At 42.6% G+C, this 24,907-nt stretch carries 23 protein-coding genes, 1 pseudogene and 2 riboswitches; of the genes and pseudogenes, 2 read left to right on the top strand and 22 right to left on the bottom strand.

The features are described 5' to 3' along the window. Positions 1–25 precede the first annotated feature (25 nt). Positions 26–129, bottom strand: a riboswitch (TPP riboswitch). From thiW to ACFPA1_RS04930, 17 genes are all read right to left on the bottom strand, one after another. After that, positions 130–639, bottom strand: coding sequence for an energy coupling factor transporter S component ThiW (thiW, locus tag ACFPA1_RS05010; protein ID WP_213140254.1), 510 nt, complete (start codon positions 637–639; stop codon positions 130–132). Between the two features lie 7 nt (positions 640–646). After that, positions 647–1,288, bottom strand: a complete 642-nt coding sequence (gene thiE, locus ACFPA1_RS05005) for a thiamine phosphate synthase (protein WP_378581607.1) — start codon at positions 1,286–1,288, stop codon at positions 647–649. Next, positions 1,285–2,097 carry a bifunctional hydroxymethylpyrimidine kinase/phosphomethylpyrimidine kinase gene (gene thiD, locus ACFPA1_RS05000; RefSeq protein WP_213140256.1) on the bottom strand — a complete coding sequence of 271 codons (813 nt, stop codon included), beginning with the start codon at positions 2,095–2,097 and terminating at the stop codon, positions 1,285–1,287. Before thiD ends, thiE begins: the two co-directional genes overlap by 4 nt. Further along, positions 2,097–2,918, bottom strand: a complete 822-nt coding sequence (gene thiM / locus ACFPA1_RS04995) for a hydroxyethylthiazole kinase (RefSeq protein ID WP_213140257.1) — start codon at positions 2,916–2,918, stop codon at positions 2,097–2,099. Before thiM ends, thiD begins: the two co-directional genes overlap by 1 nt. 80 nt (positions 2,919–2,998) lie before the next feature. After that, a riboswitch (TPP riboswitch) is annotated at positions 2,999–3,107 on the bottom strand. A 127-nt stretch (positions 3,108–3,234) separates the two neighbouring features. Then, positions 3,235–3,477 (bottom strand): glutaredoxin family protein, encoded by a 243-nt coding sequence (locus tag ACFPA1_RS04990; protein WP_213140258.1) that lies wholly within the window; start codon positions 3,475–3,477, stop codon positions 3,235–3,237. A gap of 330 nt (positions 3,478–3,807) precedes the next feature. Further along, positions 3,808–4,602: a HipA family kinase gene (locus tag ACFPA1_RS04985; protein ID WP_378581606.1), complete on the bottom strand. Its 795-nt coding sequence runs from the start codon at positions 4,600–4,602 to the stop codon at positions 3,808–3,810. Beyond that, positions 4,599–5,714 (bottom strand): glycosyltransferase family 4 protein, encoded by a 1,116-nt coding sequence (locus ACFPA1_RS04980; RefSeq protein ID WP_213140260.1) that lies wholly within the window; start codon positions 5,712–5,714, stop codon positions 4,599–4,601. The genes ACFPA1_RS04985 and ACFPA1_RS04980 overlap by 4 nt, the downstream gene beginning before the upstream one ends. A 35-nt stretch (positions 5,715–5,749) precedes the next feature. After that, positions 5,750–6,766 (bottom strand): hypothetical protein, encoded by a 1,017-nt coding sequence (locus tag ACFPA1_RS04975; protein WP_213140261.1) that lies wholly within the window; start codon positions 6,764–6,766, stop codon positions 5,750–5,752. Between the two features lie 252 nt (positions 6,767–7,018). Continuing rightward, positions 7,019–8,302 carry a YjiH family protein gene (locus ACFPA1_RS04970; protein ID WP_378581860.1) on the bottom strand — a complete coding sequence of 428 codons (1,284 nt, stop codon included), beginning with the start codon at positions 8,300–8,302 and terminating at the stop codon, positions 7,019–7,021. A gap of 180 nt (positions 8,303–8,482) precedes the next feature. After that, entirely contained in the window at positions 8,483–9,481 is a 999-nt protein-coding gene (locus ACFPA1_RS04965) for an agmatinase family protein (RefSeq protein WP_241113871.1), read from the bottom strand. Continuing rightward, entirely contained in the window at positions 9,459–10,751 is a 1,293-nt protein-coding gene (gene hutI / locus ACFPA1_RS04960; protein WP_378581605.1) for an imidazolonepropionase, read from the bottom strand. The genes ACFPA1_RS04965 and hutI overlap by 23 nt, the downstream gene beginning before the upstream one ends. 214 nt (positions 10,752–10,965) lie before the next feature. Continuing rightward, on the bottom strand, positions 10,966–12,639 hold the full coding sequence (hutU, locus tag ACFPA1_RS04955; protein ID WP_213140265.1) for a urocanate hydratase: 1,674 nt from the start codon (positions 12,637–12,639) through the stop codon (positions 10,966–10,968). A 204-nt stretch (positions 12,640–12,843) separates the two neighbouring features. Next, positions 12,844–14,325, bottom strand: a complete 1,482-nt coding sequence (locus ACFPA1_RS04950; protein ID WP_213140266.1) for a helix-turn-helix domain-containing protein — start codon at positions 14,323–14,325, stop codon at positions 12,844–12,846. A gap of 127 nt (positions 14,326–14,452) precedes the next feature. Beyond that, a complete protein-coding gene (locus ACFPA1_RS04945; protein ID WP_277398264.1) occupies positions 14,453–14,851 on the bottom strand; it encodes an acyl-CoA thioesterase in 399 nt (132 codons plus the stop codon). A gap of 98 nt (positions 14,852–14,949) precedes the next feature. Further along, positions 14,950–15,996 (bottom strand): ATP-grasp domain-containing protein, encoded by a 1,047-nt coding sequence (locus tag ACFPA1_RS04940; RefSeq protein ID WP_378581603.1) that lies wholly within the window; start codon positions 15,994–15,996, stop codon positions 14,950–14,952. A 137-nt stretch (positions 15,997–16,133) separates the two neighbouring features. After that, positions 16,134–16,628, bottom strand: a complete 495-nt coding sequence (locus ACFPA1_RS04935; protein ID WP_378581601.1) for a flavodoxin domain-containing protein — start codon at positions 16,626–16,628, stop codon at positions 16,134–16,136. 113 nt (positions 16,629–16,741) lie between these two features. Further along, positions 16,742–17,668, bottom strand: coding sequence for an alpha/beta hydrolase (locus ACFPA1_RS04930; RefSeq protein WP_241113879.1), 927 nt, complete (start codon positions 17,666–17,668; stop codon positions 16,742–16,744). A gap of 176 nt (positions 17,669–17,844) precedes the next feature. Between ACFPA1_RS04930 and ACFPA1_RS04925 the strand changes: the two genes are divergently transcribed. Both ACFPA1_RS04925 and ACFPA1_RS04920 read left to right on the top strand, forming a co-directional pair. Then, positions 17,845–19,152 (top strand): ectonucleotide pyrophosphatase/phosphodiesterase, encoded by a 1,308-nt coding sequence (locus ACFPA1_RS04925; RefSeq protein ID WP_213140271.1) that lies wholly within the window; start codon positions 17,845–17,847, stop codon positions 19,150–19,152. 23 nt (positions 19,153–19,175) lie between these two features. Next, positions 19,176–20,450 (top strand): MFS transporter, encoded by a 1,275-nt coding sequence (locus ACFPA1_RS04920; RefSeq protein WP_213140272.1) that lies wholly within the window; start codon positions 19,176–19,178, stop codon positions 20,448–20,450. 40 nt (positions 20,451–20,490) lie between these two features. Here the strand turns inward: ACFPA1_RS04920 and ACFPA1_RS04915 are convergent, their stop codons facing one another. From ACFPA1_RS04915 to ACFPA1_RS04895, 5 genes and pseudogenes are all read right to left on the bottom strand, one after another. Then, positions 20,491–21,387, bottom strand: coding sequence for a carbohydrate kinase family protein (locus tag ACFPA1_RS04915; protein WP_213140273.1), 897 nt, complete (start codon positions 21,385–21,387; stop codon positions 20,491–20,493). A gap of 112 nt (positions 21,388–21,499) precedes the next feature. Further along, entirely contained in the window at positions 21,500–21,706 is a 207-nt protein-coding gene (copZ, locus tag ACFPA1_RS04910) for a copper chaperone CopZ (protein ID WP_213140274.1), read from the bottom strand. A 14-nt stretch (positions 21,707–21,720) separates the two neighbouring features. Then, positions 21,721–22,059: a metal-sensitive transcriptional regulator gene (locus ACFPA1_RS04905; RefSeq protein ID WP_213140275.1), complete on the bottom strand. Its 339-nt coding sequence runs from the start codon at positions 22,057–22,059 to the stop codon at positions 21,721–21,723. Between the two features lie 137 nt (positions 22,060–22,196). After that, positions 22,197–22,409 (bottom strand): annotated as a pseudogene (locus ACFPA1_RS04900) (hypothetical protein); the annotation flags it as partial. A 545-nt stretch (positions 22,410–22,954) separates the two neighbouring features. Continuing rightward, positions 22,955–24,775, bottom strand: a complete 1,821-nt coding sequence (locus tag ACFPA1_RS04895) for a CocE/NonD family hydrolase (RefSeq protein WP_378581598.1) — start codon at positions 24,773–24,775, stop codon at positions 22,955–22,957. Positions 24,776–24,907 lie beyond the last annotated feature (132 nt).

The following is a 24,907-nucleotide window of genomic DNA, read 5'->3' as shown; positions in this document are numbered from 1 at the left end:
CTCTTTATAGCAAGGGTAAGAGTGGGTTCTGATCGTTCCACTTCCCTCCGCTGGAATCATCCAGTTCAGGTTCAAAGGGTTCGGAGCTGTGCCCATCTCAAGCCTTTTAGGCTTCCCCCAGTGAAGGTTCTATTTAGTTACTGTGATATTTTTCTCGCCAAGCCGCACTTTCTTCCTTAAGAAAATCGTTAAAATCACAAATCCAAGCAGTGCTCCCGCAAAGGAACTGAAAATAAATAATGGGATAAACCCGAATAGAGTTGCTTTCTGCCCGAGGATTAGGGTTGCAATAGGATAGGAAAGCAATGCTCCAAGAATTCCCGTCCCAATAACTTCTCCTATAACAGCAAAGTAGATTTTTCTAGTTTTCCAAAATAATAGTCCGGCTAGAAATGCCCCGACCATGCTTCCAGGAAACGCAAAAAGCGAACCTGTGCCCATCATATTCCGAAGCAGGGAAACACAAAAGGCCTGGGCCACGGCATAATAAGGGCCCAACAGAACAGCGGAAAGAACGTTTAAAAAATGCTGCATTGGAAAAACCTTTGTAAAGCCAATCGGAATCACGACCAAATTACTTGAAAGAGTCCCCATCGCAATCATCATGGCAGTTAACGTAAGCTTATACGTTTTTTTCATGACCTCTTCACTCCCCTACACTTTTTCGCAAAGCCTTTGCAGCTAAGTGCGGTGAATCGGCAAGGCTGATGGCAGTAATAACTGAAACGCCATCCGCTCCGGCTTCCACGACAGTTGCCGCATTTTCACTTGTAATCCCGCCAATTCCAACAATCGGTACAGCAATTCCTTGGCTTCGCAGTTCCTCGATCAGGGTAGTCCCTCTTGATGGCTTTGCATCGGCCTTCGTTTTTGTTGGATAAACCGGTCCAATTCCGAAATAATCGGCACCAGCGCTAAGTGCTGCTTCGGCCTCCTCCGGCGTATGAACGGATACACCAAGAATTTTATTATCGCCAATTTGATTTCTGACTGTTTCAGCCGGTTCATCCTCCTGACCAATATGAACCCCATCTGCGTCAAGCGCGATTGCCAGTTCAAGATCATCATTAACGATAAACGGAATTCTGTGTTCTTTGCATAGGCTTTGCAGTTTTTTCGCAAGAGCATATTTTTCTTCCCCAATTAAAGCCCCTTCGCCTTTTTCCCGAAATTGAAAAAAGGTAATTCCTCCGGCGATGGCTTCTTTCAATACTTCAACCGGATCCTTCCTGCAATTGGCTGTTCCCATAATAAAATATACTTTCAAGGCTTCCCGTAAGTTTATCATGATTGGACCATCTCCATGATTCTTTTCCGGTAAGCCCCATGGTTTGTCGGCCCATGTCCCTGTCCAATTGCAATCCCATCTTCAATTGCAGCCTGAATAAAATCCTTCGCCTTGATGACCGCTTGATACACATCTGCTCCCCTAGCCAGTTCAGCAGTAATCGCTGCTGAAAAAGTGCAGCCAGTGCCGTGTGTGTTCTTAGTCGGAATTCGCTTACTCGTAAAAGTATAGAATTCTTTTCCATCGAAGAGGAGATCTGTTGATTCTGAAGGGTTTTCATCATGGCCGCCTTTCAGCACAACGTTTTGCACCCCTAAGGCATGTAATTTTTTTGCTGCCTCCTGCTTATCTTCTGCTGTACGTATAGACATCCCGGTTAGGACCTCAGCCTCTGGAATATTCGGGGTAACCACTTTGGCAAGCGGCATTAAAAATTTCTGCATCGCAGAAATTGCTTCCATCTTAAGCAAGGAAGCCCCGCCTTTTGCGATCATTACAGGATCGACAACAACATTATCCCAATGATATTTTGTAAGATTAACAGATACAGCTTCAATAATTTCCGCATTAAATAACATACCCGTTTTCACCGCATCGGTCCCCATGTCCTCACCGATGGCTTTCATCTGTTCGATAACCGCTTCTGCTGTCATTGGATAAACTCCATGGACACCTAATGTATTTTGCGCTGTAACAGCGGTTAATGCGGACATGCCAAAAACCTCTAACTCCTGAAATGTTTTTAGGTCCGCCTGAATTCCGGCCCCGCCGCCTGAATCGGAACCTGCAATCGTTAACGCCTTATTCATTATTGCCCTCCTCCTGTTAATTTTTTTATGGAAGAATAAAGATTGATGTCATCTGCAGCAACCTTCGAAAGCTGGTTCAAAAATTCGATTTGAAAGCTTCCTGGGCCTGATTCCACCGTTAGTTCCGCCGCCTTTTCTGCGGCTATTCCGTATATCGAGACTGCAGCAACAGATGCCTGCAGTAAATCCTTCTCCACCCCGGTAAATGCACCAATAACGGAGGTTAAAAGACAACCAGTACCTGTCACTTTTGTTAACAATGGATGTCCATTAGCCACAACATAAGTGGTACTCCCATTCGTAACGACATCTTCCTTCCCTGTAATGACGACGATACAGTTTAATTTTTCTGCAGCAGTCATAGCGAGATCGGTAATATTACCATTTGTGCTTCCCGCATCGACACCTTTGATTTCCCATTTCTCTCCAACGACATTGGCAATTTCAGCGGCGTTCCCTCGAATTATGGATACTCTTAGTTCCCTCATGATCCTTTGCGCTGTTTCCGTCCGATAAGGGGTTGCCCCTGCACCCACCGGGTCAAAAATAACCGGAATACCTTGTTCATTGGCCGCCTTCCCTGCCAAAATCATCGAATCTACCGTTTGTGAATTTAAAGTGCCAATATTTAAAACTAGTGAACTGGCGATCCGTGCCATATCTCCGGCTTCCTCAGCAGCATTGGCCATTACCGGTGATGCCCCAAGAGCCAAAAGTCCATTCGCAGTAAAATTGGTTACCACTACATTCGTAATATTATGTACAAGCGGTTTTACTTCTCTTACTTTTTGCAACGTTTCAAACAAGTTGTTTTTAAGCAAATCCTTCTCCTCCTTTTAAAAAATAAAAAAAACCAGACCCTCATAAAGGACCTGGTTAAGTTAAGTAAGAAACCGTAAAAATTAAACATGGTCTACTTTCCTACGCTGGTATTATCCAGTTCAGGTCCGAAGGGTTAAAAACTAGCCGTTTTCTCTCAGCCCGCTAACAGGGCACCCCTAGTAGTTACATCAAATATGAAATTATCATCAGAATAAACCTAAGAATCTTTTTTGTAAAGAAAAATAACTTAAAAATACTTTTGTTTAACCCGCTTCTAAAAACTCCGAAATACTCGATTTCCGAAATTTGTACTTATTAGCTCTCTTTCGCAAGCTCCATCAATTCTTTAAGATCATTTGTAAAACCCTTTACCGCACGGTTATTCACTACCGTAACAGGAACACCGAGAAAACCGTATTTTTCCACTTCCTTTTGATACTCAGGATTTTCTGCCACATTTCTTGTCTCAAAAGGAATTCCTTCTTCAGTCAGGACTTTCTTAACCATTGTGCATTCGATACAGTCGTTGGTGGTATAAACAATTACTTGTTTGCTCAAGATAAAATTCTCCCCTGTCCGATTATGTCTAACATACACAATATTCATTTTACCTACAAAAAGCAATTTAAATGATTATATGCCAAATGATTTATATAAAGGCAAACAGTGGGAATACAGCTTCATGTCGGGTCATGTCATTTTGTACATCACTCTACCGACATCACAACTCGAGAAATGTCACTTCATGCGCTTTCCCAAGGAATAAACACAATAATTCCCCATCACAAAACAGCCTATTCAACCAAAAACCACGAAAAAACAAAAAATTAACCGTCAAAAAATGACGGTTTAAACACTGTATACCGACTTTTTTACAATTCATCCGCCTTAGGTGGACAAATTGCCAAAATGTCTTTTTGTGGTGTCTGACACCCATTTTCTTTTCATAAACCTTTCGACCAATTTAGGAAGAATTTTTTTTCGCCTTGTTACGAGTGTTGTTACTATTGCTTTTTTTTCGTCTTTTGTGACGCCCCATTCTTCCGGGATAAGCTCAACAATTTCTTCTATTAATAATATGGGGATTGTTTGAATGATTTCCAAGTACCCATTAAATAATTTTTCATCCTCGATATAGGCCGACATCAATTCATGTGTGGCACTTTTTAATATATCGGCAGGGAGATTCTCTACATCCTCCTGGATCCAATTAAAAGAACCAAAAACCTCTGCCTGGTCGATCATCCAAAGCTTATATCCACCTGAGGCAACTTCTTGAAAAAGAACATTCATACGGGTCCGATCACGATTAAACAACCAATAATCAAATGCAATAATACCTGCTAATGACTGGTGGTTTTCAATAGAAGAAATTTTAGAAACCTTGTGGCCATCCAGACAATCAGGAATATACAAGGATGCAAATTGGTATTGGGTGTGTCCCATCTTGGCAAGTTCAGGTACCTGTAACGAGAATTCCTGCGGAATTTCTACGATTCTGCCAAATGGAATTGGTAATCCTAGATATCGCCCAAGGCAGTAGGCGACCCATTCATTGGGCAGTGATCTTTCAAAACCTTGCTGAAAAAATTTCACCACATACTCCCTGCCATCATCAAACGTGATTAAATGAGCATTCGATTTTCCTTGTAATTTTTTCTGATACGAAACAGGTTTAATCAAGTCGCCTCCACCTCCCCATCTCCGTTCCTCTCCAATTGAATGAATGATTTTAATAAATGAACGTATTGATCGGCGACCACTTGAATGGCAAAATTTTCTTCCACCCGACGAACTGCAGCTTCCGACATATTTCGATGCATGTCGGGATTGTCTACAATCTCATAGATTTGCTTGACTGCATCGTCGACGTTTTGGCCCCGATAAAGCAAGCCTGTCTCACCATTTACCACCAGTTCGTTAATTGGCATGATGTTCGAAGCCACAACAGGAACCCCGCACACCATCGATTCAATAAAAGTATTCCCAAACGATTCCGACTTGGTTGTCGCTAGGGTGCAGCCACCCGATTCGCGAATTTTGGCATAGACATGCGGCATCTGCTGGTACGGAATAACGGGAAACCATTTCACAATGTCAGTTAGTTCCCCGTCCTTCCAGGCGGCAGCAAATTCTTCCCGCTGGACGCTTTGTGCACCGCCAATGAGCCAGAATTCTATATCATCGCGTTCATGTTTTATTTTCTTGGCTACCTCCAATAGCATCGGCCAATTCTTCCGCCTGTCAGTCCGGCCTATCCAGCCGACAATTTTTTTACCAAGCTGGTTAAGAGGCAGGCTTGCAAAATCGATTTCCTCCACAGGCAGTGCCCGAAAAAAGGACGTATCGACTCCGTTGTATATAACGTGAATAGGAATATCCTCTGTAAGAATGGAAACAAGCCTTTTCTGATAGTGGGAAGGAACAATGATTAGTTTAGGCTCGATTCCTTTGAAGGTTTTCAAATGCGGCATCAATTTGATAAGCTCGGGGGTTCTGGCCTCTATTAATATAGGACCTTCGTATTTCGCTTTTCGAATCCACTTGTAGGCAGCACCGGTGTCGACTACGATGATGGCATCATATCCATTTTCTTTGATAATGTTAATAATCTCATTGTCGTCCTTCGTTAAATAAACTTTAGCCACATCCTGCATAATATGAAGGCCGCCGTGGTCCGTCGTATAGAGAAATTCGGTTTCAATTCCATGTTTTTTAAAATAAATGGCTCGATTTCGCCAACCGGCATTTACTCCTCCTACAGTGAGCAAGCGCCAGATGACCAATATCTTCATGTTCGCTTCACCTCTCTTTTTAATAGGTTTGTAGTTTACCTTTTATGTCTTTTTTTATCTTTTTCATGCTTGTGACGCTTACGATCTTTATCATGATGACCTTTACTGTGGTGTCGATCTTTTTTTCGGTCATCATAACTGTATCCTTCATATCGGCGGGAGCGTTTATCCTTATTTTTCTTGCTGCGCTCTTTCACTGGGTAATTCTTCTCGAAACTTTGTTCACGTTTATCCCAGTACTCATCAATCTTTTCCATAACTACTTCTGGGTCAGTACCCCGGGCCAGCATGGTTTTGATCCATTCTTCCTTAAAAACCTTGTACATTAGCCCTTCAAGCTGTAATACGTATTTTTTTTCGTTGTCTACTATTAGATTCTTTTCACTTAATTTTTTTAAAGTTTTTTTGTTGGATTTCTGCTTGAGTATAATTTCATAAATATGACGTGAAAGTTCTTCCATTCGGATGAAGTTCTGCCATTCCTCATATAAGTCAGGCGATAATGCTTGTACATGGGATAAAAATACTTCTTTATACTCTTTCCCTAAGGAATTAATTAATTTTCTAGGATAAGGGTAAACACGGTCGCGCCATACGGTCCTCGCGACATCAATCACCTTTAAGCTCCCGTCCTCCTGCAAATAGATTTGCCGTTTATGATGGTCTATCCGTTCATAACCTATCTTTTTAAAAGTAATGAGCATGTCTATTAGTTTTGCAGAGAGTTCCTCCGTTAATGGCTGTGATTGCAAATATTCCCGCAAATCAACCCCTTTGATAATCTCCATTGCGATGTAAAGCTTTCCTTTTGCATATACTCGCGGTAAAAGGGTGGTCTGTTGGCCAAGCGATAAAGCATAATACTCCCGTTCACAATCCTCTTCATTTCCAAACACCTTAACGCAAATGTCATTAGTATAGTGAAAAACTGCTCCCTGCCTGCCTTTACCAATCATCGTCAACAGGGTATTATTCACAACCTCCACATCTGCATTCGGTACATTTTGGACGCTAATGCCGCTCAATATATTTTCGAGACGCTTAATATCCATTTATTTCCTCCCTCCTGTATTTTTTAAAATATGCCATTAGGCATGAAGCATAATTCATTAATATTACCTCCACATAACAATAACCATCCAAAATCTTAACAACATCTGCCTCTTCTTATAGTTAATTCATATTAGCTGTAAATGGTTAAGGCTTGTATCCTATAAATGTGAAAGTAATTTTTGAAAATAGCATTTTTTCATAAAAAAAAACCTTGATAATCAAGGTTTTTTTGGAAAACGAAATTCCTTGGCTTATAGAATTAAAAATGCAATTGGTGCTGTAATCAGGATCGTCAGGACTACTCTTTCGAACCAGATGACCACAAGTTTGCCGACTGTAAGTGGTATTTCAGTTGAAAGGATACATGGTACCACTGCCGAGAAGAAAATGATGGAAGAAACGGACACAACAGCAATGACAAATTTTGTAACAATTGCAGCCTTTGTAACTAAAAGTGCCGGTAAGAACATTTCGGCAATACTTAAAGCACTGGCTTTTGAAGCAAGCATGGCATCCGGAAGCTGCACGAGCTTTGCGAAAGGATAGAAAATGTAGCCAAGCCAATCAAAAACTGGGGTAAATTCCGCTAATACAAGACCCAGCAAGCCAACTGACATGATCGAAGGAAGAATCCCCATTGTCATGACAAAGCCGTCTTTTAGGTTGTCCCAAATGTTTTTGCCAAGACTAGGAGACTCGTTTGCAGTTACCATCGCTTCTTTCCATGCAGTCTTCACTCTGTCTTTCTTAATGATAACCTCTACGTCGCCCTCCATATCTTGATAATAGTAATCACTCATTTTGGATAATGGCCAAATACGGACGGTGATAGCGGTTACGATGAATGTTACGATAAATGTTACCCAGAAATAGGCATTCCAAATGTTCATTATATCCAGCGTTTTGGCAACAACGATCATAAAGGTGGCTGAAACAGTAGAAAATCCTGTTGCAATAATTGCTGCTTCTTTAATAGTATATTTTCCTTCTTTAAAAACACGGTTGGTAATTAATAATCCAATTGAGTAGCTTCCTACAAAGGATGCCACTGCGTCAATAGCAGAACGTCCAGGTGTCTTCCAAATCGGTTTCATCACCGGCTGCATAAAGATTCCGACAAATTCAAGCAATCCATAGCCGACCAATAGAGCCAGAAATACGGAGCCAATTGGTACCAGCAAGCCAACTGAAATGACTAACTTGTTAAATAAAAACGGTGCCATATTTGGGTCAAAAAACCACTTAGGGCCGACATTAAATACAAGCATCACACCTGCCACAAAACCAAACACTTTTAGGATTGAAAAGACTAATGTTACCGTGTCTTTTTTCCAAGTGCCTTTAATAAATGGGTAAACAGCACCCAATAAAATCACGAGCAATGCATAATATGGCAGAACTCCTGGAGCCGCCGTTTGAATGTAGGAAACAATGTGGTCCAGCATGATAGATGATTTCCCATTTACTGTTACCGGAATAAAAAAGACAAAAATACCAATTGCACTATAAACAAAAAACTTCACAATATTTGCCATGTTGCTGTTCTGTAATTCCGGCTGTACAGCCTTTACTTGTTCAACTGAATGATTTGCCATACTCCATCCCCCTTGAAATAAACTTCCTTTAGTTCATTAAAGTACAAAATCAAAAAATTAAGTATTTGTCCACCTGAGGTGGACAAATACCCCAAATTGTCTTTCTGTGCCGCCTGACACCTATCTCAACATAACCCCTGTTACAAAGGTTAAAAATACGTGGGTGCCGAGTTTAACAGTTGGTTGGACGGCACTGTCTTTGAGCGGGTCTAGACAGACGATATCCATGGCACCGACTTTTGGATGCTTTGCTGCTGCTAGTACCCCTTCAAGCAGTTCAGTTGTGGTCATGCCCCCCGGCGTTGAGGCCGGTACCCCTGGGGCATAGGCGATGTCAAGGACATCCATGTCAACCGTCAAATAAATAGTGTCAACTTTAGCGGCGAGTGCGTCCAGACATTCAAGGACCGTCGCCTCGATGCCTTTTTTCCTGGCACGCCCCAGCGTAATATAATTAACACCTTTTTCATCTGCATATTGCTTTAAATCTTTAGTGTTAAAAAATCCGTGTAGACCAATATTATACATATTCGAGCCGTCCACGACGCCGCTTTCAATCAGGTTCCGCATCGGTGTCCCATTCGAAGGTCCATTATCACTCATGTCCCGTAAATCAAAATGAGTATCAAATTGGATAATTCCAATCTTTTCGTCAGGCCGGGCCAGATGCAGACCCTTTACCATCATTGCCGTAATCGAATGATCACCGCCAATAGCGCAAATCTTGGACTTCGTAAAATGCTGATGAAGTGCCGTAGATGCCGCGATAATATTATCATGGCAGCGGCGGATATCAGTGACATGCATCGGGACGTCTCCTGCGTCCACTGCCGTCATATCCGTGAGATCCACATCTTCATCCAAATTATAAGTCGTGAATCCTTTCCATGCTCTTCGGAAGGCATCCGGAAATTCCGAAGCTCCTGATGCACTGATGGACGAACGAGAAAGCGGGACGCCGACAACGAGAAAGTCAGCGTCCTTTGCTTTTTCCGGGTCGCTTGCAGCTGACAAAGGCTCAATCCATTCATGAACTTTGCTAGCTTCCGCGCTGCCTCCCTCTGGCCGTACCCATGTAAAGCTAGGCGGATTTAGTTTAGGATAAAGAAAGCTCTTCAATGAGCTGACCTCCCTTGACAACCACCCGGCCATTTTTCACGACAGTATCAGTATGGTTGACACCATAGGAATATTGAAGCTTCATATAGTTTTCAATGTTAAAAATTGTCACGTCGCCTTTTTTACCGACTTCTAAACTGCCAATCTCGCGGCCGCGATTGATGGCATGGGCAGCGTTAATGGTGGCAGCGGTGATAACCTCTGCCGGAGTCATTCCCATTTTTAAGCAGCCAAGGCTCATGATAAACGGCAGCGAAACCGTTGGTGATGATCCAGGGTTACAATCAGTAGAAAGTGCGACCGGTACTCCTAAATCTATCATTTTTCGGCCATTAGCAGACTCTGCCATTAAAAAGTATGCTGTACCTGGCAGTAACACACCGACAACGCCTTTTTCAGCCATTGCTTTCATACCTTTTTCTGAAGCTTTTAGAAGATGGTCTGCGGAAATGGCACCAACCTCTGCCGCAAGGTCAGCTCCTTCATATGGCTCAATCTCATCGGCATGGATTTTCGCAATCAAACCATGACGCTTTCCCGCTTCAAGAATGACCCTTGATTGCTCCGGTGTAAACACGCCATGCTCACAGAACACATCATTAAATTCCGCGAGTCCGAGCTCGGCAACTTTCGGAATCAAATCTTCCACTAACACGCGTACAAACTCATCTGGGTTTTCCTTATACTCCTTCGGAACTGCATGTGCTCCCATAAAGGTAGAAACGACATCAACTACGTGCTTTTCCTGCAGCTCCTTCGCCACTTCAAGCTGCTTCAGTTCGGTTTCCCAATCCATACCGTAGCCGCTTTTTGCCTCAACCGTGGTAACCCCATGACGCAAGAACTGATTCAAGCGGTTATAGCTTTCTTTGTAGAGCTGCTCATGTGATGCGGCTTTTGTTGCTCTTGTCGTCGCGTGAATCCCGCCGCCGGCATTCATGATTTCCATATAGGTTTTACCTTGTAAGCGCATATTGAACTCGTTTTCTCTGCTGCCCGCATGTACCAGATGCGTATGCGGGTCAACTAAACCTGGTGTTACAAGCTTTCCACTGGCGTCAACTAGTTCAGCCTCAGCGAGACGGTTGGCATATTTAGCCGCAAGCTCTTCATCAGTGCCGACAGCCTGAATAACTCCGTCCTCAATCCATACACTTCCGTTTTCGATAATGCCGAGCTCAGACATTTCCGCTTTTACCCGTGGCGCATCAGAGCCACCATGTAAAGTAACTAGTTGAGATGCATTTCTAATAAAAATTGCTTTGGTCAATTTGAGTCATTCCTCTCAAAACATAGTTTTGCAGGATTATCTCGGGCTACATTTCCATTTCAACATAGGAATCCGCCAAAAATTGCAAGTAATTCGCCGAAAACACCAACATATTCGCCGAATTAACCGAGATATCCGCCTAAATAGCGGACATATCCGCCAAACTCGCAGATATATCCGCCAAACACGATTGCGTACCCTTATCCTGGTAGTACTAGTCTTGCTTAAGCATTGGCATTTTGATGCCTTTTTCCTTAGCAGTCTTAATAGCCAGATCATACCCGGCGTCAGCATGGCGGACTACACCCATCCCAGGGTCAGTTGTTAATACGCGCTGCAAGCGGACTTCTGCTTCCTTCGTACCATCGGCTACGATAACCATACCAGAGTGCTGGGAATATCCCATCCCAACGCCGCCGCCATGGTGTAATGAAATCCAGCTCGCTCCTCCAACAGCATTAATCATCGCATTTAGAATTGGCCAGTCGGAAACTGCATCCGAACCGTCTTTCATTGCTTCAGTTTCACGGTTAGGTGAAGCAACAGAACCAGCGTCTAAGTGGTCACGGCCGATAACAATTGGTGCTGAAACCTCACCACTAGCCACCATGTCATTAATCACTTTACCGAAACGTGCACGGTCTCCATATCCTAACCAGCATATACGAGCAGGAAGTCCTTGGAATGCGATTCTTTCCTGGGCCATTCTTACCCATTTGCAAAGATGCTCATCATCTTTAAACTCGCGAAGTAATGCTTCGTCAATTTTACGGATATCTTCCGGATCGCCAGATAATGCCGCCCAACGGAAAGGTCCTTTTCCTTCACAGAATAACGGGCGAATGTAAGCTGGAACAAATCCTGGGAAATCAAAGGCATTTTCCACACCTTCGTCTTTTGCTACCTGACGGATGTTGTTACCATAATCGAATGTAACCGCACCTTTTGCCTGCATATCCAGCATTGACTTTACATGAACAGCCATGCTTTGTTTGGAAAGCTTCACATACTCAGCCGGATTTTCCGCTCTTAACTTCGCTGCTTCCTCTAATGAATACCCAATTGGTACATATCCATTTAATGGATCGTGTGCAGATGTCTGGTCTGTTAACACATCTGGATTGAAACCTTTTTCGATCATTAATGGTAAAATTTCAGCCGCATTTCCAATAAGCCCAATAGAAAGTGCCTTGCCTTCCTTCTTCGCTTCAAACGCTAAACGTAATGCTTCATCAAGATCCTTTGTTTTTACATCCAAGTATCTTGTTTCGATCCGACGGTCGATTCTCCACTCATCGACCTCCACAGCGATACAAACACCATCGTTCATTGTTACCGCAAGTGGCTGAGCGCCGCCCATCCCGCCAAGACCAGCAGTTAGTGTAATCGTGTGTTTTAATGAACCGCCAAACTCTTGACGAGCAAGCTCAGCAAAAGTTTCATAGGTTCCCTGAACGATTCCCTGGCTGCCGATATAAATCCAGCTTCCGGCTGTCATTTGTCCATACATCATCAAGCCCTTTTTATCAAGCTCATGGAAGTGCTCCCAATTAGCCCATGCAGGAACAAGGTTTGAATTTGCCAGCAATACACGGGGCGCATCCTTATGAGATTTCCAAACTACAACCGGCTTTCCTGACTGGATCAATAATGTTTCATCATCTTCTAACTCTAAAAGCGTTTTCACAATTGCATCAAAAGATTCCCAGTTACGTGCTGCCTTTCCGATTCCGCCGTAGACAACTAAATCTTCTGGTCGTTCGGCAACCTCCTGGTCAAGGTTGTTATAAAGCATGCGGAGCGCTGCCTCTTGAATCCAGCCCTTTGCATGCAGTTCAGTGCCTTTATAATTTTTAACTACTCTTGGTTGTGATGTTTTCGTTTCCATTTTTACACCCCTTATTGGTTTAAATCTATTTTTATTATAAAAAGCTAATCTTCTGAAAAATACGAATAAAACATTAGAAAACAGATACAATTTTTATAATAAAATGCTTTTTTTTAGGACAAACCCTCAATAAAATATACTTTTTTTAGAAAAGGTTAATTATTTTTAGAAAAAACAAAAAAAAGAGACTCAGTCAGCACTGAGTCATAGTTTCATTTCTTTTCGATATTCTCTTGGTGAGGAACCCATCAAATCCTTAAACAGCCTGCTAAAATAATTGGAATTTTGGAAGCCGGCCATTGCGGCAATTTCATTGATGGGCTTGTTCGTCTCCCGCAGCAGTCTTTTCGCTTCCTTCATCCTGATTCCAGTCAACACATCCGTAAAGCTTGAACCAGTCGTCGAGCTTATAAGATGACTGAAGTAAGACGGATTTCGCTCCACATATTGAGCTACTTCTTCAAGCCGCAGCTGGCTATTTGAAAAATTAGCTTCCATATAGGCGATGCCTCTTTCGATTGGATCGTTTTTTAAGCTGCGGATGTTAGCCTCCACACCCTGGAAAATCTTTTGCATAAATAAAATCAGATTTTGAACCGTCCGGTAAAGAACCGTATCATATAATATAGAATTAAAAATGTACCGATATTCCCTCTCAAAGTGCTCGTCTTCCTCAAGAGTATAGGTCTTCATAAATCTTCTTATTTGCGCCAAAATACTTGTCAACCTGATTCTGACCAGCCCGGGGTCCGGATAAGGAGTTTCTAAATGTAGAAATTCATCATAAAGGCATTTCTTTATTTTTTCCAATTCAAAATTGGTCAGCATGTCAATCCAATTTCGTTGCTCGGGAGGCGTTAAGAATGGGTCGAGATAAACCCATTTCGGAGAGTATTCAAACTCAACCACCTGCCGGTATCCTTTATAGTAAGTGAAATCCAGCATTTTTCTGGTTTGGCGATATTTTTCGTTAAGAGGCGTTGGGGAATTCCCTTTATGAACGACAATCGCAAGAGAGTCGGAAAATTCCTCTTCCCATCTTCTCATTGCTTTCCGGCATTGCTCCATTATGGTGGTACAGGACTCCATAAACAAAAGAATAACCATGTCACTTAACGGAAAAATGCCATGCAAATCCTTAAACGAATATTCTAATAAAAAGGAATGCAAGGTACGATTCATTTCAATCTCTTCAGCCTTAAATGCAGCAATATGGTAGTTTTCGCTAAAACCTATTTGTGAAATAAATAAGGACTCATAGGTAATATCTTTATAAAGGGTTGACTGCATTAGACCATTTGGTTTCAATTTGGTCGAAAGCTTTCGGGATGCCTTTTGATAAGCAGACTTTATTTTTACCGTCGAAAAAGGTTTGATCATTAAATCTAGTGCCTGTAGGTCGATGGCCAAGCGCGCTTTCTCAAAAGTGGCCTCAGCGCTAGTTAATAGCAGAATAGGTTCATAAATTTGGATTAAATCACGAAAAGCCGGCCAATCTTCTTTGTTAATCATATCTAATTCGATTAAGACGATTTCAGGAGATTCTTTCTCAAAAAGGACGATAAATTCCTGATAATCAGCCGCCGACAAGATGTTGGCAACAGGAATAGAGGAGGTTTTTAACATCCACTTCAACCCCTCCCGTTCGTTTAAGTCACGATCTGCTATCAGCCATTTTCCTTCCATTAATGAATCCTCCGTTTTTTAAACCTATCTATCATTCTATAGCATAAAATGTTTGATTAACAGTATCCAATATAGTCTTTAAAAGAAAAAAGGACAAGCACCATCAGACATGGTGTTCGTCCTTTTTTTAGCAGTTGATTAGTTCGGCAAGCTCAGCATTTTGATGGAGCAGTCGGCGAATTTCATCAGGTACAGTGGTTTTAATTCTTGTTTGCCGATTAATTGTTGTCAAAATAACTTCAGCAGACGCCAGCAGAATGCCTTGTTTATTTTCCATCTTTTGCATAAGGGTAAAACTTGTATTCCCAACTCGCTCAAGCCATGTGCGAACGATTATTTCATCATTATTAAACACTTCTTTTTTATAATCAACGCCAATATGGACCGCTACTGCCTCTACACCCAGCTGCTGGGTACAAAAACGGTACCATTCCTTACGCCCCAGGTCGAAATAATCAAAAATCTTCACATTACTGACATGAAATGTTTTTGTCTCTGCGATTAGCTCTAATTCAGAATAAGTCAATTTTTTCACCTTTCCCCAGCCGCACCGTTATTTTTTTGAATTTTCCATATTTATTTTATTTTACACTATCTACTAAACAAATGAAATCTTTATATGGTTTACGGTGCCTGACACCAATCATCCTTAAGAATCATTTCTCTTTCGAGATGGCTGGCGCGAATGCCGAAACGCGGGCTGACCGCTTCAATTTTCTCCCCGAGGAGAATTTTGATGGCCAGATAGGGCATATTGATGCCGGAAAGGCAGCTGATATGCATGCCGCCGCTCATACGTGGGTTAATTTCCAATAGCTTTGGGATACCATTGTTATATTTTAATTGAATATTAAATATATATGGCAGCTTAAACTCAAGATGAAACCGATGAGCGAGTTGAATCAGTTCTTGATGGTCTACTAGCTCACGGATTCTTCCATCTCCCTTCATCCTTGGGATCGCGGCAAGTAATCGGTCTGGTGTTGCCAGGCAATCAATACTATATTCCCGGCCCTCTAGATACTCAAGGACCATTAAATCTGGAAATGTCTCCTGCTGGCCAAGAATTTCGCAAGCGTACCGATAAGGCATTCGGAAACTAGTGCCATGATGAAAAAGCTGATTGACGGAATCAATCTCATCCTTTATCACACGAAAACCGTTGGCACCCTCGCCGATGACCGGTTTAAAACAAACCTTATGTCCCTTTTCTATCAGCCTTTCGCAAGCGGACTTAAATTCCGCTAAAGTATTAACCACATAATGTTCAGGAATGGAAAATATAGGGCCTTCTTCTTCCGCTTTTTCCATAACGGTTCGATAAGCAAGGGCCTTATTATCCATCTTCTCCATTAGTTCCGCATCTGGACAGACCAACACTTTGACACCAATTTTTTCGAAATCAGCAAGTCTTTTTGAAATTAACACGTTTTCCTTGCGGGGTATTAAAATGTCGATCCCATGTGTTTCACAAAACTCCATACAGAAGGCGATATATTCATCACCGGAGAGTTCCGGTTCGGTAAAAGCTTTATCACAATACTGCAAATATAGAGCATCCTTATTCGGACTCGTTCCATAGATTGAAAATTTCCGGTTATCGGGATTGTCCCGAATCATCTCAATATAGTGGGAAACAGTTGTAAACCAGCGGTTAAACCAAATTTTCATAAAAATCCTCTCTCATGTTGTAATTTGACCCTTCCATTATGTTCAAAACGTGTTTTTTTTAAACAGATAAATATTTTTCTAAAATAAAAAAACGCCTCTTTTGCTGCAGAAGCGTTTTGGAATAATAGTCCGGCTGACTAGACCGGGATTCTTATATTATTATATCTTAGGGCAAATTCCATGATGGCGTTGAGGTTTAGATGCGATTCGTCTTTTATTACACTATCCACTTTTTTTACTACTTGTCTTTCAAAAAAATTCATTTTAGAAACTAAGAATTCGCCACCAAATAAGCCCATTGCCACGGAGTTTTTCCGTAAATCCTGCGGAAAGGCGCGGTTAAATTGCTCCACAGCGATATCACCATCCCGGATGCAGCACAGAAATAGTCCCACTTCTTTTTCTAAAAGCTCATCATGATGCTGTTTGACAAATTGTTTAATCTTCCTTTGAATTTCCCCTGCATGAATCGATCCGCCAATTATAACCCCATCATAGTCCTCTAAATCAAAAAGAATTTTATCCCGTTTCAAATCTACAGCGAGGACCTCTCCTTCAATATTCTCGCATAATACACTCACAGCCTTTTCTGTCGTACCATGGGATGAGCAATAAACAATTAACGTTTTCATGATTTGCTCCTCCTTCAAAATGATGTTCCTATTAATTTTCATTATATAGCCTGTAAAAAAGACTGGCTGCAAAAACATTGGCAATATTATTACAATTTCCAATTTGCGGGCATTCACTTAATTGTGGAGTTTTTAAAGCTTCGCTTCGCAAAATGCCCGATTTCGCGAATGGCTTTACGGGCCTCGGGCAGAACGCCACCGAAGATTTGCCAAACGTGCCACATTCCTTCCCATATCTTCAAGGTGACATCAACGCCAGCAAGCCGCGCCTTTGCTGCAAGCATTTCGGCATCACTTTGTAAAATTTCATGACTTCCCGCTTGGATAAACAATGGCGGTAAGTCGGTCAAATCAGCGAAAACAGGCGAAATCATTGGGTGATTTAGCGGTTTGGCACCTGCATACATGGCAGCTGCCTTTCTCACGGCTTCTGGGTTTAAATACGGGTCCAGCTTCCTGTTTTTCTCATAACTCTCTCCGCTGCTTGTTAAGTCCGCCCAAGGCGATAAACAAATAACTGCTGCCGGCAAGGGATCGTTTTGCTCCCTCAGTGTCAAGGCGGCGGCAATACTTAAGCCTGCACCTGCTGAATCGCCAGCAAAAATAATATTAGAAGATTCATAACCCCGGTCAAGCAGCCAATGGTATACTAAAACAGCATCTTCAATCGCCGCCGGGAATGGATGTTCAGGGGCAAGCCGATACTCCGGCAAGAGCACTTTGGCACCGGAAGCCTTGCCAATTCTCGCAGCCAACACACGGTGGGTATCTGCCGACCCATATTCATATGCACCGCCGTGCAAATAAAGGATTACCTTCTTCTCCTTAGTATCAGTGAAGGAAAGCCATTCAGAATAGAGGCCGCCAATTTTGCAGGATTCCCTAACACAGCCCTTTGGCAGCTGGCCAAGCTTGGCACCAAATTCATTGAACCTCTGCCGTGTTTCCTCCATCTCTGTTTTCCTGATTCCTTTTTTCGCCATTCTTTTTACTGATAGTTTTATCATTTTTTCGATTAATAAACTTTGAATGCTTGGCATCACGGTCATCCCCCTCCCTAGACATTTATATACATTATACTGAAAAAACTTAATTACATATATCTTCCAACACCAAAACATCCTAATTTTTTCATAAATATTGTAAAAATTCTGTAACAACCCAGTATCTTATTGTACAATTGGATTAGCAGTAGTTACCAATTCGGAGGGTTTTTATGAATCGACTTACCGACCATCTCATCATTATCTCATTCGACTGTCTTTCTGCTTTAGATTTTCCCATCATTAAAGAATTACCTCACTTTCAGACAATTCTTCAAAACGGGGCCTTGGTGGAAAATGTCGAGAGTATATACCCATCTGTCACCTACCCTTGCCATGCCACTATCGTAACGGGAAAATATCCGAACAGACACGGTGTCATTAATAATACCCTATTGCAGCCAGGACGCTTATCTCCTGATTGGAATTGGTTTCGGAGCTCCATTCGCGGAACCACCCTTTATGATGAAGTAAAAAAAGCAGGCATGACCACAGCTGCCTTACTATGGCCGGTTACCGGAAAAGCGGATATTGATTATAACATGCCCGAGATCTTCGCAAACCGTCCATGGCAAAATCAAATTCTTGTATCTCTCACTAGCGGGACTCCCCGCTTCCAATGGGACCTCAATAAACGGTATGGTCATCTCCGCAACGGCTTAAGCCAGCCGGAATTGGATGATTTTGTTTTAGAAGCAGCGGTGGATACGATTAAAACAAAGAAACCAAACCTAATGCTAGTCCACTTTACAGACTTGGATTCCATGCGTCACTTCCATGGTTTTTCTTCAGATGAGGCGATTGCCGCCATCTACCGTCATCACAGCAGGCTTGGCAGAATCATGGAAGCACTTGAGGAGAGCGGCATCAAAGATAACTCCACTGTGGTTATCCTCGGCGACCACAGCGCGTTAGATGAAACTAAGGCTGTACACTTAAACGTACTTTTTAAAGAACACAATCTGATTACCACCAACTCTCGCGGAAAGCTGGTAAATTGGAAGGCATACTGCAAAAGCTGTGACGGTTCGGCATATATTTATGTAAAAGATCCGTGTGACACCATTACTTATGAAAAAGTAAAATCCTTATTGTCAGAAATGATTCAGGACCCAACTTCGGGAATTGAACAGGTGCTTTCAGGCAGTCAGGCTGCCGAACGAGGTGCGGATGGGGAATGTGCCTTTATGATTGAAGCAAGCCTGGGGTATTACTTTTTAGAAGATTATGAGGGGGATTATATTAAAACCATTACAGCTGAAGATGTAAAGGCAGATAAAAAATATACCCTGGCTACTCACGGCTATTCTCCCGTAAAAGAGGCATATGGAACCATCCTTATGGCGGCAGGAAAAGGGGTCCAATCAGTCACACTTCCATCCATCCGGCTTATTGATGAAGGGCCCACCTTCGCAAGATTACTTGGTGTCAGCTTAGGAGATACTGATGGAAGAGTAATTGAGGAGATATTGAAACGATAAAAACTTAGTTAGGGGGAAAAAATATGAGCCGGATGACAAAGCAAGAAAAAAGCTGGGTTTTTTACGATTGGGCCAACTCCGCCTATTCTATCCTGATTACCACTGCTGTTTTTCCGTTATATTTCAAAGCAGCCGCCAAAGAGGCAGGACTTGCCGGTGCAACATCAACCGCCTATTGGGGCTATGCCAACTCTTTTGCGACACTATTAATCTCTATTTGTGCCCCCGTCCTTGGCAGCATTGCAGATTTCCGAGGGTTTAAGAAACGATTTTTCACCTTTTTCTTTGCTTTAGGAGTTATTTTTACTTTTTTGCTCGCCGTGGTTCCAAGCAGCCAGTGGATGATTCTTTTAATCTGCTATATGGTTACGGTTATTGGCTTCGGCGGAACGAACATTTTCTATGATGCCTTTCTGGTTGATGTCACTACTGAAGAGCGGATGAACAAAATATCCTCACGCGGTTTTGCGATGGGCTATATCGGCAGTACCATCCCGTTCATTATGGGAATTGCCCTGATCATTTTGGCCCAACAAAGCATTCTCCCATTGTCTGTCACCGTTGCCAGCCAAGTCGCTTTTGCCATCACCGCCTTATGGTGGGGACTATTCACGATTCCGATGTTAAAAAATGTAAATCAAGTTTATTACAAAGAACGCGTCCCAAACCCTGTTTCCAACGGCTTTAAACAGTTATTTATTACGTTTAAAAAAATTAAACTCTATCGCCCGTTATTTCTCTTTTTACTTGCCTATTTCTTTTATATTGACGGGGTTAACACAATTATTACGATGTCAACCGCGTACGGATCGGATTTGGGGATTGATTCTACCAATCTGTTAATCATCCTGTTTGCCACCCAGGTGGTGGCCGCGCCGTTTGCCATTTTGTACGGCAAGCTTGCCGATCGGTTTAAGGGTAAGACGATGCTGCTCGTTGGCATTTTCGTTTATATCATCATTTGTACTTATGCCTATTTCTTAAAAACTGTTTTGGACTTTTGGATTCTGGCCATGCTTGTCGCCTCTTCTCAGGGCGGCATCCAAGCGCTCAGCCGCTCTTATTTCGCCAAATTGGTGCCGAAAGAAAGTGCCAACGAGTTCTTTGGATTTTACAGCATCTTTTATAAATTTGCAGCCATCCTTGGACCGTTTTTAGTCGGTTTTACTGCACAGATGACAGGAAACACCAACAGCGGTGTTTTTAGCTTAATTGTTTTGTTCATCATAGGTGGGATTATTTTAATGAGGGTACCGGAATCAAATCAAGCTACACAATCAAATTCAATCACCCATTAAAAAGACAAAACAGCGAAGTCATGTGCTTCGCTGTTTTTGTTTACAATGCCCCCATTTTCGTCGTTGCCCGCGCACCGATTTCATTAGCAAATCGGACAAATTCTTCTAATTGCAAATCATCTTGAGGAACACCATGATTATGAAAGCGGGATATAATGGCTGCCATGAAGGCATCACCTGCCCCGGTGGTATCTACAGCTTTAACCTGCACACCCGGAATGAAAATGCTTCGTCCCTTATGTACGGCACAGGAGCCTTGCCCGCCCATCGTGATAAACAGAAACGGAATCCCCCATTCAGAGATAAGCCCCAGACCTTCCTCCAGGTTATTTGTTTCTGTTAAAAAGAATAATTCATCTTCAGCCATTTTAACGATATCGGCTTGTTTGGCAAAAGAAATGACAGTCTTCCGGCATTTCTTTTCGCTTTCCCAACGCTGCAGGCGAATATTTGTATCAAATGCCGTCAGCAACTCCCGTTTGCGGGCATATTCGAGTGCCTGGCGTGTCGTTTCCCTTGCTATATCATGAAAAAGTGTCCCGGAACCGAAATAAAAGAGTTTCCCCTGCTGAAACAATTCTTCAGGAAGATCATTGCTGGTTAGAAGTAAATCTGGAGTTGGGTTATTATAGGAATGAAACTGTCTCTCACCTGATTGATTTATATGTACCTTGACACTACAGATTCTTTTTTCAGGCGAACGGACACAATAATCGACGTTCACTTTCTCTTTTACAAGCTCCATCTCCACAAAAGCACTCTCTTCGTCCGTTCCAAGTTTCGTTAAGTAATAAGAAAGCACCCCTATCCTGCTTGTCCAAACAGCGGTATTTACCGTCGCCCCGCCGGGAAACTGGTGAAATATTGTATTAGTTGAATCCTTTGATATGTAATCAATAAACGCATCCCCGAGGGATATCACACCTTGCCTGCTCAAAGCTGCACCTCTTTTCAAAGCTTTAACTATCATTCTACCACAGCTATTTTTATAAAAGAATTGACCCCTTGTAAAAAGAAAACACCCAAGCTAATCTGGGTGCCAATCATCATTATTCTACATCGTATCCTTGATCGTCAATTGTTTCTTTAATCGTGCTGAGGGATACTATGCTTGGATCAAACACAACATCAACTTGACCTTTTTCCAGCTTAACGAAAACATTTTTTACGCCATCCAATTTCCCGACGCTTCCTTCCACCGCTTTGACACAATGGCCGCAAGACATACCGCTTACATTTAATGTTACATTTTCCATTTTTTATTCCTCCGTTATTTTTTCATTAATTTTTGTACGGTTACAAGAACCTCATCAATCACGTCAAAATCGCCTTCCTGAATCCGTTCCACCACACAGCTCTTCATATGGCCTTCGAGCAGGATTTTCGCTACACTATTTAAAGCCGACTGCGTGGCGGCAATTTGGTTGATCACTTCATCACAGTACGTGTCTTTTTCAATTAACCCTTTAATGCCGCGAATCTGGCCTTCAATTCTATTCAGCCTTGTCACAAGATTGCTTTTTACCTTATCAGAATGGTGACTCTTGCGGTGATTTTCCTCGGTATGGCAGCAGGATTCATCCATTATTTCCTTTTCATTCATTGACATTTGACCCGCCTCCCTTTTTGCTAATTATATCATACCCCCCTACCGTAAATCGATGAGTACAACAAGTAATTTTAGTTAAAATGGTAAGATTATTGGTTAGGAGCCAAGTTTCCCGCCACCTCCATTTCTATTAGTAGTTAAAGCTTCACTCTTTGTAAACGCAGTGCGTTTAATACGACTGAAACAGAACTAAATGCCATAGCAGTTCCGGCAAGCCATGGGACTAGAAAGCCGATTGCGGCAATTGGAATCCCCAATGTATTATATCCAAATGCCCAGAATAGATTTTGTTTAATGCTTTGAATTGTCTTTTTACTTATAAAGATGGCATCGACGATACTGTTTAGGTCGGTAAGGACAACATCATAACGACCGGGACTTGTTCGTTTAAGTTTTGAGGTTGTTATAACCCCACCATAACGCCTGGGGCCTTGTTTTTTTCGGTCGTTCGGGCGTTATAAACCCGTCATAACGACCGAATCCTTCTTTCCTTTAATCGTTTGGTCGTTATGAACCCACTCATAACGACCGAATCCTTCTTTCCTTTAATCGTTTGGTCGTTATGAACCCACTCATAACGACCGAATCCTTCTCTCCTTTAACCGTTCGGGGGTTATAAACCCATCATAACGACCGAATCCTTCTTTCCTTTAACCGTTTGGGCGTTATAAACCCATCATAACGACCGAATCCTTCTTCCCTTTAACCGTTCGGGCGTTATAAACCCATCATAACGACCGGATCCTTCTTTCCTTTAATCGTTCGGGCGTTATAAACCCATCATAACGACCGAATCCTTCTTCCCTTTAACCGTTCGGGCGTTATGAACCATATATATTAGAAAAAAGCTGCAGATCACCGCAAAAACCAGTAATCAACAGCTTATTAAAAAGATTTATTTTACTATTGGTAAGGTCACATATGAAGGATATTGGCTGTTATGCATAATAGTAACCACACCGCCTAATTGATTAAGCAGCATCGGTGTCGTTGATAACGAATGCGGGAAGTCACTTGGCCCAACGCTGACCCGTAGGCGGTGCCCATCTTTAATCTGTGCATTGGTCGGAAAAATCTCGATGTTTAATTCCATAACCTCGCCTGGTACCACCGCCTGGACCGCTTCCGTCGTAAATGGATGCCATGGCTGAATATTTTCGCCATTTAAAAAGCGGCTCTTTGACTTATCTACAGCACGATGCGAAGCAGCGAGCCAGCCGGCGGTCAATTCGCTTGAGGTGCCATCCGGAGCCACATCTGTTACACGAACAGATAGGACTGCTTCTTTAGCGGTTGTACTTACATAAATTCTTGCAGCAATCGGACCGGAAATTCTCACGTCCTGATTAACCGGAGGTGTTGTGTAGGTGACTTCTGTAGTCTCGGTTAAGCGATTATCCTTTGTGCATGGAAAGACCCCCAATATTCCCATCGTCCATTGGCTGGCACTGCCAGAGCAAATCCCGTTCACTGGCTGCTGCAGCATTAAATCGGAGCCTTCAATCATGGATGGAGTATCCTTTGTCAGCAGGTTCCCGGAACGAAGATAATATTTTTCAGCCTGTGCCTTGGCATGCGGCCAGCCTGGCTGCACTGCAAAGTGACCATCGCCTAACACAAATTGCGTTACATCAGGAATCCCTTCCACATCCACATTCATGCCCTTCACATATTTGTCGAACCATTTTAAGGCAATTTGGTCTAAAGTAGGAACATTATCCGCCGGTAATCCGCTTCCAAAATCTCCATGCGTCCAATTACCGATCAACAGCTTCGTTTTGACCCCATTTGCCTTCAACTTTTCAAATAGTAAAGGTTCACCCCGTTGAAAAATATCATGGAGGCCGCCGGTTATAAATGCCGGCACCTTTACTTTATCTGCGACTAATAGCGGCGAACGCTGCCAAGAAAATGGCCCATCATAGGCAACTTCCCCGCCTGTAAGAGCGGATGTTAACGTATTTGTCTGAAAACCGGAGATTTGCCCTGCATGGTTAATAAGAACTCCTGCTGTCTGAACAGGATCTGTCAATGTGTAGCTTGGCGGCAATAAACCCGCACCAGTGACTAGCCCCAGCCACAGAGGGATAAACCCGGTATTGACCAGACCGCCTGACATCACGATATCCCGGTAGCTGTCTCCCATCGGCACAATTGGGAACATCGCAGCCAAGCCTTTGGGCTGCTGGGCTGCCGTAAAGAATTGGTTAATCGCCATATAGGAAGCCCCGTATAAGCCAACCTTGCCGCTTGACCACGCCTGACTGGCCGCCCATTCCACAAGCTCCTTTCCGTCCTGCTGTTCAGCAATCCCAAATGATTCCCATGTGCCCTGCGAACTACCTGTCCCACGGACATCTACCACTACCTGGACATAGCCGCGTTTAACAAAATATTCATTAACGCCATTAACATTTTTATTGTATGGCGTCTGAGTCAAAATAACTGGAAATGGCCCCGGTCCGTCTGGCCGATAAACATCGGCAGTCAATATGACGCCATCCCTCATTGTAATGAAAACATCTTTTTCTGTAATGTAGCTTTGATATTCCTCAGATCTGTCGTAGCTTTCCCACTTTTTATTAGTAGTTGTGTCTATTGATGTTGTTTGGGTTTCCTCGCCTATTGGAGTGCCAGTTAAGGAAAATGCGGTTGAAAAAATAAAACCAAGCATTACTAACAGAATGCCGCCGGCCTGAAACCGTTTTTTGTGCATATTTAACCCCCCATTCTGAATTTTCTCACTCTTATAGTGTAAGACATCAGAATGATGAAAAAAATAATACATCCTTACTATCAACCTAATACAAGTTGCGTATTTTTGGAAAATCAGTGGAAAACAAGGTTT

The organism is Neobacillus sp. GCM10023253 (assembly GCF_042653105.1).
In the GTDB taxonomy this organism is placed as follows: Bacteria; Bacillota; Bacilli; order Bacillales; family Cytobacillaceae; genus Neobacillus; species Neobacillus citreus.
Note: the sequence above shows the minus strand (reverse complement) of the source record. Positions and strands in the feature narration are given on the sequence as shown.

Bases quoted from the DNA above. Each gene is read 5' to 3' on its own strand.
- ACFPA1_RS04950 (WP_213140266.1), bottom strand. From the start codon at position 14,325: ATGGAAGGAAAATGGCTGATAGCAGATCGTGACTTAAACGAACGGGAG.
- ACFPA1_RS04905 (WP_213140275.1), bottom strand. From the start codon at position 22,059: ATGTCAATGAATGAAAAGGAAATAATGGATGAATCCTGCTGCCATACC.
- ACFPA1_RS04975 (WP_213140261.1), bottom strand. From the start codon at position 6,766: ATGGATATTAAGCGTCTCGAAAATATATTGAGCGGCATTAGCGTCCAA.
- thiD (WP_213140256.1), bottom strand. From the start codon at position 2,097: ATGAATAAGGCGTTAACGATTGCAGGTTCCGATTCAGGCGGCGGGGCC.
- hutU (WP_213140265.1), bottom strand. From the start codon at position 12,639: ATGGAAACGAAAACATCACAACCAAGAGTAGTTAAAAATTATAAAGGC.
- ACFPA1_RS04920 (WP_213140272.1), top strand. From the start codon at position 19,176: ATGAGCCGGATGACAAAGCAAGAAAAAAGCTGGGTTTTTTACGATTGG.
- ACFPA1_RS04935 (WP_378581601.1), bottom strand. From the start codon at position 16,628: ATGAAAACGTTAATTGTTTATTGCTCATCCCATGGTACGACAGAAAAG.
- ACFPA1_RS04980 (WP_213140260.1), bottom strand. From the start codon at position 5,714: ATGAAGATATTGGTCATCTGGCGCTTGCTCACTGTAGGAGGAGTAAAT.
- ACFPA1_RS04970 (WP_378581860.1), bottom strand. From the start codon at position 8,302: ATGGCAAATATTGTGAAGTTTTTTGTTTATAGTGCAATTGGTATTTTT.
- thiE (WP_378581607.1), bottom strand. From the start codon at position 1,288: ATGATAAACTTACGGGAAGCCTTGAAAGTATATTTTATTATGGGAACA.
- ACFPA1_RS04940 (WP_378581603.1), bottom strand. From the start codon at position 15,996: ATGAAAATTTGGTTTAACCGCTGGTTTACAACTGTTTCCCACTATATT.
- ACFPA1_RS04925 (WP_213140271.1), top strand. From the start codon at position 17,845: ATGAATCGACTTACCGACCATCTCATCATTATCTCATTCGACTGTCTT.
- ACFPA1_RS04895 (WP_378581598.1), bottom strand. From the start codon at position 24,775: ATGCACAAAAAACGGTTTCAGGCCGGCGGCATTCTGTTAGTAATGCTT.
- ACFPA1_RS04930 (WP_241113879.1), bottom strand. From the start codon at position 17,668: ATGCCAAGCATTCAAAGTTTATTAATCGAAAAAATGATAAAACTATCA.
- copZ (WP_213140274.1), bottom strand. From the start codon at position 21,706: ATGGAAAATGTAACATTAAATGTAAGCGGTATGTCTTGCGGCCATTGT.
- thiW (WP_213140254.1), bottom strand. From the start codon at position 639: ATGAAAAAAACGTATAAGCTTACGTTAACTGCCATGATGATTGCGATG.